The 8,492-nt window shown below is 38.8% G+C and carries 8 protein-coding genes; 2 read left to right on the top strand and 6 right to left on the bottom strand.

The annotated features are described in order from the left end of the window. The 3 genes from H6F47_RS25760 to H6F47_RS25750 form a co-directional block, all read right to left on the bottom strand. On the bottom strand, positions 1 to 2,447 hold a 2,447-nt coding region (locus tag H6F47_RS25760; protein WP_190651613.1), incomplete at its 3' end, for a tetratricopeptide repeat-containing serine protease family protein. A 238-nt stretch (positions 2,448 to 2,685) separates the two neighbouring features. Further along, positions 2,686 to 3,258, bottom strand: coding sequence for a COP23 domain-containing protein (locus H6F47_RS25755; protein WP_190651610.1), 573 nt, complete (start codon positions 3,256 to 3,258; stop codon positions 2,686 to 2,688). Between the two features lie 164 nt (positions 3,259 to 3,422). After that, positions 3,423 to 4,598 carry a trypsin-like peptidase domain-containing protein gene (locus H6F47_RS25750; protein ID WP_190651608.1) on the bottom strand — a complete coding sequence of 392 codons (1,176 nt, stop codon included), beginning with the start codon at positions 4,596 to 4,598 and terminating at the stop codon, positions 3,423 to 3,425. A 1,117-nt stretch (positions 4,599 to 5,715) separates the two neighbouring features. On the opposite strand from H6F47_RS25750, the gene H6F47_RS25745 reads away from it, so the two are divergent. Next, a complete protein-coding gene (locus H6F47_RS25745; protein ID WP_096565850.1) occupies positions 5,716 to 5,982 on the top strand; it encodes a DUF370 domain-containing protein in 267 nt (88 codons plus the stop codon). Positions 5,983 to 6,159: 177 nt separating this feature from the next. Beyond that, complete coding sequence (gmk, locus tag H6F47_RS25740; RefSeq protein ID WP_190651615.1) at positions 6,160 to 6,756, top strand: guanylate kinase; 597 nt, start codon at positions 6,160 to 6,162, stop codon at positions 6,754 to 6,756. Positions 6,757 to 6,826: 70 nt separating this feature from the next. On the opposite strand, the gene H6F47_RS25735 is transcribed toward gmk, so the two are convergent. The 3 genes from H6F47_RS25735 to H6F47_RS25725 all read right to left on the bottom strand — a co-directional run bounded on the left by H6F47_RS25735 (position 6,827) and on the right by H6F47_RS25725 (position 8,161). Continuing rightward, on the bottom strand, positions 6,827 to 7,348 hold the full coding sequence (locus H6F47_RS25735; protein WP_137669457.1) for a photosystem I reaction center protein subunit XI: 522 nt from the start codon (positions 7,346 to 7,348) through the stop codon (positions 6,827 to 6,829). 128 nt (positions 7,349 to 7,476) lie between these two features. Continuing rightward, the gene (gene psaJ, locus H6F47_RS25730) at positions 7,477 to 7,626 is read right to left on the bottom strand and encodes a photosystem I reaction center subunit IX (protein WP_096565856.1); all 150 of its coding nucleotides are present in this window, start codon (positions 7,624 to 7,626) and stop codon (positions 7,477 to 7,479) included. A 40-nt stretch (positions 7,627 to 7,666) separates the two neighbouring features. Next, positions 7,667 to 8,161, bottom strand: a complete 495-nt coding sequence (locus tag H6F47_RS25725) for a Photosystem I reaction center subunit III (RefSeq protein WP_096565858.1) — start codon at positions 8,159 to 8,161, stop codon at positions 7,667 to 7,669. Positions 8,162 to 8,492 lie beyond the last annotated feature (331 nt).

The raw sequence follows: 8,492 nt of genomic DNA, 5'->3' as shown, positions 1-8,492 counted from the left end.
TCATAGTAAACAAGACCGCGATTGTTGTAAGCCAGAGCATAATCAGGATTAATTTTGATAGCTTGGTTATAATCTGCCAGTGCTAATTCCCATTTTTTCTGCTCATAGTAAAGAAAACCGCGATTGTTGTAAGCATCAGCATCATCAGGATTAATATTGATAGCTTGGTTATAATCTGCCAGTGCTAATTCCCATTTTTTCTGCTCATAGTAAAGATTACCGCGATTGTAGTAAGCCAGAGCTAAATCAGGATTAATATTGATAGCTTGGTTAAAATCTGCCAGTGCTAATTCCCATTTTTTCAGGTCACTGTAAAGATTACCGCGATTGGTGTAAAATCCCGAACGGGGGCTGAGTTTAATCGCTTCATTTATCGCTACCTCTGCTTCTGCATACCTTTTTAAATCAGATAATACAACCCATTTCTCATTATACAAATTAGGATTATTTGGTTGAAGTTCAATGGCTTTATTGATTGCTGGTAAGGCTTCCTTTGGTTGCTGTAAGTCTCTATAAACTATACTTAGCTGACTCCAAGCAGCAACAAAATCAGGTTGACTTTTCACTGCTTGCTCAAATGCAGTTATAGCATCTCTATCTTGTCTATTCCACCATAAAGCCAAACCCTTGCCATAATAAGCTAAGTGAATAAAGGCTGGTTTTAGCTGAATCGCTCTATCAAAAGCCTCTATAGCTTCTTGATAACGACGTAAACGCCACAGTTGATTTCCTCTTTCTATCCATTGACTGGCGGTAGTATTTCCTTTGGAAACATCTACTGATAATATTGCTGCTTGTATAGAGTTAACTTGTTGTTGATTTAATTTTGCTGCTGGGGTAGTTTCTACTTTTTGTCCTTGGGTATCTAGTTTGTTTGCTATTGCTAAAAAGGTACTGATAGGAATACCTAAACTATTACCTATTTGTACTTTTCCACCACTACTACCTCTATCACCTGTTTTTTCATCAATAGCTGTTTCTCCCTCAGCACGTCCATGAATACCTATTACTCTTCCTTGGGTATCTAATACTGGTCCCCCACTCATTCCTCCAAAGGTGATACTTCTATAAACTAATTCATATCCTCCGGTTAAGGAAACTGCACTTTGACTAACACTTGCACTGACATTTCCTGAGTTCCCAGAACTATTGTTTCTAAAATCTGATTGGGTAGTTTGAAATAATCCTTGTTCTTTACTAAAAATCTGCCCCATTGTCAACCGCCAAGGTGATGTTTGCCCTAATTTGGGATATCCTGCTGTTAATATATATTCATCATCTTTTGGGTTGTGATTTGCTAAGGTGGCAATTTGATATGTTGCGGAACTTCTAAATTTAACTACTGCTAAATCTACTCCTGATTCTAGTTTAATACTGCCTTTTTCTATAGGATATTGTTTACCATCTGGGGCAAGAATTGAATAATTAAAAAGTCCACAGGATTGAGTTTCATTTTCACTTTCACAGAAAATATGAGCCGCAGTTAAAACAGTATAAGTATCTCCTTCTTTAGCGATAATTACCCCTGAACCGTTGCTATTATTACTACTATCAATTCTCACGGTTATTTGTTTGGCTTTTTGTTCTATTTCTCCTAACCATCCTGTTAATGCTGGTACGTCTGGTACTGGTTGGGAAATATTTGGTACAGGTAAGGAATAGGCGGTGAGAATTTCTGGTTTTACTTGTGCTAATAAGGTGGAAGTTGGTATTCCCCAACTGAGTTTTCGCATTTCCTGGATTTCTGCATTGCTAGGACGTGAACCATCAGGATAAACATAACCTGTATTTAATATTGGGTATGCACTTCTACCATTTATCCCTATGATTTGTCCCACAGAGTTAATGATTGCACCGCCACTCATTCCTTGGTCAATATCACTACTATAACCAATTTGATAGCCTTCTTTTAGTGGTTTATCGGCTATTTTTTCTACTCTACCAGTGCGAAATACTATTTGTCCTTTGGTAGCAGAATATCCCGCCGCCATTACTTCCATTTCAGTATTAGGTACGGAATTAGCTACTTCTTGTAAACAGTAATTTTCATTGCTTTGAAATTGTAATAATGCTAGGTCAAATTTATTAAAGTTAGTGTTAGGAACTGTTTGTGCATTATAGGTTTTACCATCTGCTGTTGTTAAAGAAATTTTGTTAACTCCTCTAATTACATGAGAATTAGTTAAAACTAAATAAGTATTTCCTCGTTTAGATAGGAGTGTTCCTGAACCGCTGTTATTATCACCTATTACTCTGACTGTAATTCTCTTGGCGATGGTTTGTAGTTGTTTTTGGGAATATGCTCCAGTGTCACCATTATCGGCTTTGATTTGACAACTGATATTATCAATTGCTGCTAGGGAGATAGAATTAGATGAAGTTTCAATAGTCAAAGTGGAAACTAATAAAAATGCTAAAGAGAAAATGCTGACTGTTTTGGTATTCATGTTCATGATGGGTGATTTGTAAATTATGTAAAATGTACGTATTTAGGATTTCTATGTGTGTTTGATGTAGGGGTAGCGCCCCCGTGCCTACCCCGTATTCATATTCATGGTAAATACCCCATATTTGTCGTAAATACCCCGTTTTTGGGGGCAACCACAGGGGGATTGCCCCTACAATATGTGTGTTTGATGTAGGGGTAGCGCCCCCGTGCTTACCCCGGTTTTCGGAAAATAATCTCTAATTATTGTTAGTTAAGGGGGATTTTTTTAAAAAATCTTTCACACTTACATACAACTGTTCACCTGAATTTTGGAAAATTATCCCTCCACTTTTACCGTCAGCAATATCCATTAACTTTTGTATTACGTCCTCAGCATCACTCCCTGTTTTTAAGGTAAATAGTTGATTACTAGGATTGCAAGTTTCTCCTTGATTAAGAACACCACAGATAACAGAATATCCTTTAATTTTCCCAGTAGCCAGAAAATTCAAACGACCTTGTTCATAAAACTCTTGGAATTTTTGCGAGACTTTTTGACAGCGTTCTGCTGGAGTCCAGCCACCTTGATTAAAGTATTCAGATTTCCAGCCAATAAAATACACATGACCTTTTCTTTCAGGAATCCAAGCAACTGTAGTCGGAATTCTCTCACCACTTGCTGGATCAAACATTGACTGACAAAGGAAAGTGACTTGATTTGATTGTGATTCGGCAGCAGTTGATTGGCTAAAATTGGCAGGTAGACTAATAGTTGCTAAAGATGTGACAGCAGCTAGTCCTAAAGTGATGAAAAATGATTGTTGTCGCATAATATTGTTGTTGAGATTGATAAATTAAAAAATCATTATTTTAAGGTAATGGATCACATATTTGATAAATTGTTAGATTATCAAATAGTGCTTTTTTCTGTAACCGTTAAAAAACTGACTCCTGTTCATTGAAAAATCCTTTTTTAGCAAAATATACCCACTATTTAAGGTTTAGCTGTTACCTGTAAACTGTAATTTCCAGTTTCTCCTCGTTGTTGAGAAGTGGCAACTATTATATAAACTCCATCTTCTGGTAATGTCATATCTATTTGAGCATTAAAATCACCAGCCCCTCTATCATCGTTTTCGGCTATTTTGCTATAAAAAATTTGACCTTCAGAAGATTCGCTCACTTGATATAAACTCAAAAGTGAATTAATTTTCTGACTGGTCATTTCAATTACTACCCGTTGACCGGCTCGACCCTGAAATTGATATAAATTCATAAAGTTACCATTTTCAGAAGCAATACCATCCTCTGGATTTAAATTGCCATTAATGATCTGACCGTTAAGTGAGATACTGGCAATAGCAGGTTTTGTGGATCTCTTAAATAGGGTAGAGACAGAAGAAATATCTTTTTTTCTGGCAGCAGTAATAAAAGATTGCACTTGAGCAACAGGAATAGCAAAATTCATCCCACTATTTAATTTTCCCGGTCCGACAATTCCTGCTGTATTCACGCCAATCACTTGACCTTTGCTATTAAGAAGTGGTCCCCCAGAATTACCTCCTTGTATGACTGCATCATGTTGAATTTCTCCAGTCCTGGAATCAATACGAGTAATGTTTCCTTGGGTAAAAGTGTCTTTGAAATCTGCATCCAGAGGAGTACCAAGAGTGAAAATGCGATCGCCTACTTTCGCAGATCCAGCCGCAGCTAAAGCAAGTGTCCGCAAGTTTTTCTGATTATGAATTTGCAGCACTGCCAAATCTAATCCATTTTTACCAAAACCCAATACATCAGCCGCGACTTTCTTCCCATCAGAAAAAACAACAGTCACTACACTGGGGAAATCTTTTGGATTATACTTTTCTACTTCTTCTTCATTTCTTGGTAGTGGTTTAATGACATGAGCATTGGTGATAATTAACCCATCTTTACTGATAATAAAACCACTACCATGACCTTGACCTGTTTGAACCGTCACCACAGCCGGACTTGATTTTTGATAAACTTGGCGGGCAATCTGTTCCTGGGATGTTTGTGCTAGTACAAGGTTAGAGTACAGTGCTTTTTGCTCCCTGAAGGATAGCTGCTTTTCAAAGCTATTCACCCCAAGAACGGTAAATATAGTGCATATTACACTTGCACATTGTAAGAATCTGTTGTTCATCATCGTTTGATACACAATTCGGATACAGTTAATATTTCAACCTGGAAAAACCAACGCTATAAAGCTTCTTAATGCAGAATATCAGTAAATAGGGGTTGCTGAGAAAGTCTTTCCGTGAGGGCATAGGAGTCAGGAGTCAGTAGGGGCAAACCCCCCGTGGTTGCCCTCTTGTGTCAGGAGGAGATTTGAAAATTTCTTTGCCATCTCTTGAAATCCCAAAAAATGCACACTTTTTCTGGTATACCCTTCAAAACCCTTGCACTAATTTCTGTGTTTATCAGCCTCTAACCTTTGATATATCAAGGTTTTAGGTTTATTCAGCAAACCCTATATACAGCTTTATTTAATAGACTGTGTTTGCTCATTCTTCCATCTCCTCCAATCAATACGCCAACTACTTGTCTGCTCCTGTTTGGTTTTCTTTCACAGCTTGTAGTTTTTACGCAGATACTCAAATTTGTTACAAAACTTCATTTATTGACCGAAAAAATTTTAGATTTTAGATTTTAAGCTGTTGTGCATTTAATTTGTATAAGTGGAACAGGCATCTTGCCTGTTAAACAAGAGTTCAGAATATTAGGATTATACAATTTAGCTGTGTAACAGCTTAGTCTTAGGTAAAAACCGATAATTAATTGTCCGAATGCTGATGCTTCCAGCACGCTTCGCGAACGCCCCTACATTGTTGACACGAAACCTAAATCAAAATGTGGTTTATTTACCTGAAAATTGCTGTAATCCAAGTAAACGAATCAATAATTTTTTGTGCAGATTGTCTTTGCAGTGTCAAGTCTTGTGGTGTGGGCATCTTGCCCGCTTACACAAATTAAATTCCCCCTTTTCAAGGGGGATAATGGGGGATCTCCAATACGTAAATTTCGTTAAGCGAACAGTATTGGTGGGCAATCTAGCGACGACTACCTTTTATGAATATAATTTTCTATATATCCTTAGAAATATTTTTAGCATTTATAGCTGATAAAAAGCTAAAAGCCGGGAGTTGTGATTTAAAAACTCAAGATATCAAGACTTTAATCGTTGTAACTCTCATTTTTTATGTATAACATGAGAATATGTTTATCAAGAACTTTTCCTCGCGCCTTGAGCGCCTATTTTTTTTATGGATATTCAATTAATCAACATCGGTTTTGGCAACATTGTTTCCGCTAATCGAGTAGTTGCCATTGTCAGTCCAGAATCTGCCCCAATTAAGCGCATTATTACCGACGCTAGAGATAGAGGGCAACTGATAGATGCCACCTATGGTAGACGAACTAGGGCTGTCATTATCACTGATTCCAGTCATGTTATTTTATCAGCGATTCAGCCAGAAACGGTAGCAAATCGGTTTGTCATTTCCCGTGAGCATCAGACTGCTGATAACTAATTATAGGTGGGGCTGTCAACCCCTCCTATTTATGCTATATCGACGCTAGGATATCAATTAGACAAGTTTTCTGTCACTGGTGCTACAATTCTAATTCTTTAGTCTTAGCTTGCTCTCGCAACAAAGCATAAGACTAATGAATAACGTTTATTGATGAATTCAGAAGTTGAAGGGATAATGCAAGTCTTACCCATACCTAGTGGTGCTACTACCCCAGAAAGTCCGTCTTTGGGCAAACTGATTGTTTTAACTGGTCCTAGTGGAGTTGGCAAAGGAACTTTGATGCAAAAGCTCCTCCAACTTCATCCAGAGCTTTATTATTCAGTATCTGCCACGACTCGTTCTCCCCGTCCAGGAGAAATTAATGGACAAAATTATTACTTTATCACCCGCAGCCAGTTTGAAAAATTAGTTGCTCAAGGGGAATTTTTGGAATGGGCAGAATTTGCTGGTAACTATTACGGAACTCCCCGTGCAGCGGTGCTTGAGCAAATTCAGTCTGGTAAATTAGTGATACTAGAAATTGAATTGGAAGGGGCAAGACAAATTAGGGATTCCTACCCTAACGCACTGAGTATTTTTATACTACCGCCTTCGTTTGCAGAACTAGAGAAACGGATAAGGGGAAGAGGACAAGATTCTCAAGAGGCGATCACCCGTCGTCTAAATCGCGCCCAAGAGGAAATAGAAGCAGCAGCAGAATTTGATATTCAAATTGTCAATGATGATTTGGAAACTGCTTTAAATCAAATTGAAGCTGTTTTATTTGAGTAATAGGTAATAGGTAATTGGCAAAAATGATTAACAATTACCAATCACCAATTACCCATTACCACAGATTAAATTAACCGATTAAACCTTGGATCAGTCCAGAGTTGACAGTCAAAAAGAAAGCAACTACAGCACCACCAATACCACCAATTAAGAAAGCACTAGCGAAGTTATTCCAGCTTTCTTTGGAGTTAAAAGCATCCATTGGAGGGTTAGGTACAGTTACACTGGGAAGTGCTGATGCTGGATTGCTATTAGCATACAAGGATAAACAAGCTGTAAGAATTACAACCAAGCCAATACTACCCAATAAACCAGCTAAGTTAGCGTTAGCAGCATCCCGCAGAGGACCTAACTTATTAAAAGGTCCAAAGAGCAAGTAACCATGAGCCATACCTACTTCCAGCCCGCGTCTAAAAGGATTTAGTCCAGGACGATAAGCGGGTAAGTTACCAATAAACCACTTAACCAGGGGAGAAGAATTAACTGGGGTTTCCAAGTTTCCATCTTGAGGATTACCGCCAGCTGCTCTTACAGTTTCCCGATTTCTGGGATCACTGGAGAGATTTTTGGATGCGTTTACTGCTTGTGCCATATTTTATGTTGCCTCAAAATTCAAGCTTCAAAATTCAAAAGGGGTGGCATTGATTCAGTTATCAGTAAACAGCAATCAGATTTGATGTATTTACTGGGTACTGTTTACTGATATCAACCCGTTTTACCCTATGGTAGAGGGTGGAAAAGTAGGTCAGGGAAGAAGCGGTTAAATTCGATCAAAATGCCCGCTGTAATGGTCAGCCATATGGTAGCGGCTACAGGTGCTGTAGAAATGAACTTAATCAAATAGGATGATTGTTCGCCTTTGTCAGCCATGAATTTAGTCTCCAAAAACAAGTGAATGAGAGCAGATGAATTAGCGTGGAGAAATAGTGATTTCTGAATCCTTAGCGGTTAATTCACCAGAGAGAAATTCTTTGATTGCAGCTGCTGGCCAAGCAAACCCAGTAGCAATGATGGGTAGTGCTAAACCCAAATCAATTTGGATTTCTTTTTGCTCAGTATCAGATTCCTTTTTGATCGCTTGTAAGTAAGCGCGGCCAACCCAGCCGATCCAACCAGCGATATACAGGAAGAGAATGCTGGGGATTAAAAAGTCTCCAGCCCGATCCAAGCGACCATCAACAATCAAGTGAGGATAGCCTTCAGGACCACATAAAGCCTGAGAATAGCGTTCAAACCGCTTTTTACCAGATTCAGGGTCAGCGGTGGTATTACGGGCATTTAGGGCAAGCTCTTGAAAAGCGGGAGAATCTTTACAGGGAACAAGGTTAGCGCCCAGAGCATTAGCTGAGGGGGCAAAATTGAACCAAAGACCAATCGCTAAAATCAAAGCAAACAATCGTCTCATTGAGTTGTTTCCTTTTATTACAAAACAAGAAGTTTTTTGTACAACACGAAGCGGCTTGTACAATGTTTAATTTGGATAACTAGCAAGTCATCATACTCTTGGCTGGGAATCGAGTAAAGTTTAAGTAAATAAAAGTTAAAGCTTCGCAACCAAAAGTAAGGTTTGGTGATTGGTGATTGGTGATTGGTGATTGGTGATTGGGAAAAATAGTCTCCCCTGTACCCTGCACCCCTTGCCTCTTTCTAGTCACCAGTCACCAGTCCCCAGTCCCCAGTCACCAGTCCCCAGTCCCCAGTCACCAGTCCCCAGTCCCCAGTCCCCAGTCACCAGT

Source organism: Sphaerospermopsis sp. FACHB-1094 (assembly GCF_014696195.1).
Classification (GTDB): domain Bacteria; phylum Cyanobacteriota; class Cyanobacteriia; order Cyanobacteriales; family Nostocaceae; genus Sphaerospermopsis; species Sphaerospermopsis kisseleviana.
The sequence above is the reverse complement of the archived record's forward strand: the minus strand, read 5'-3'. Positions and strand labels throughout refer to the sequence as shown.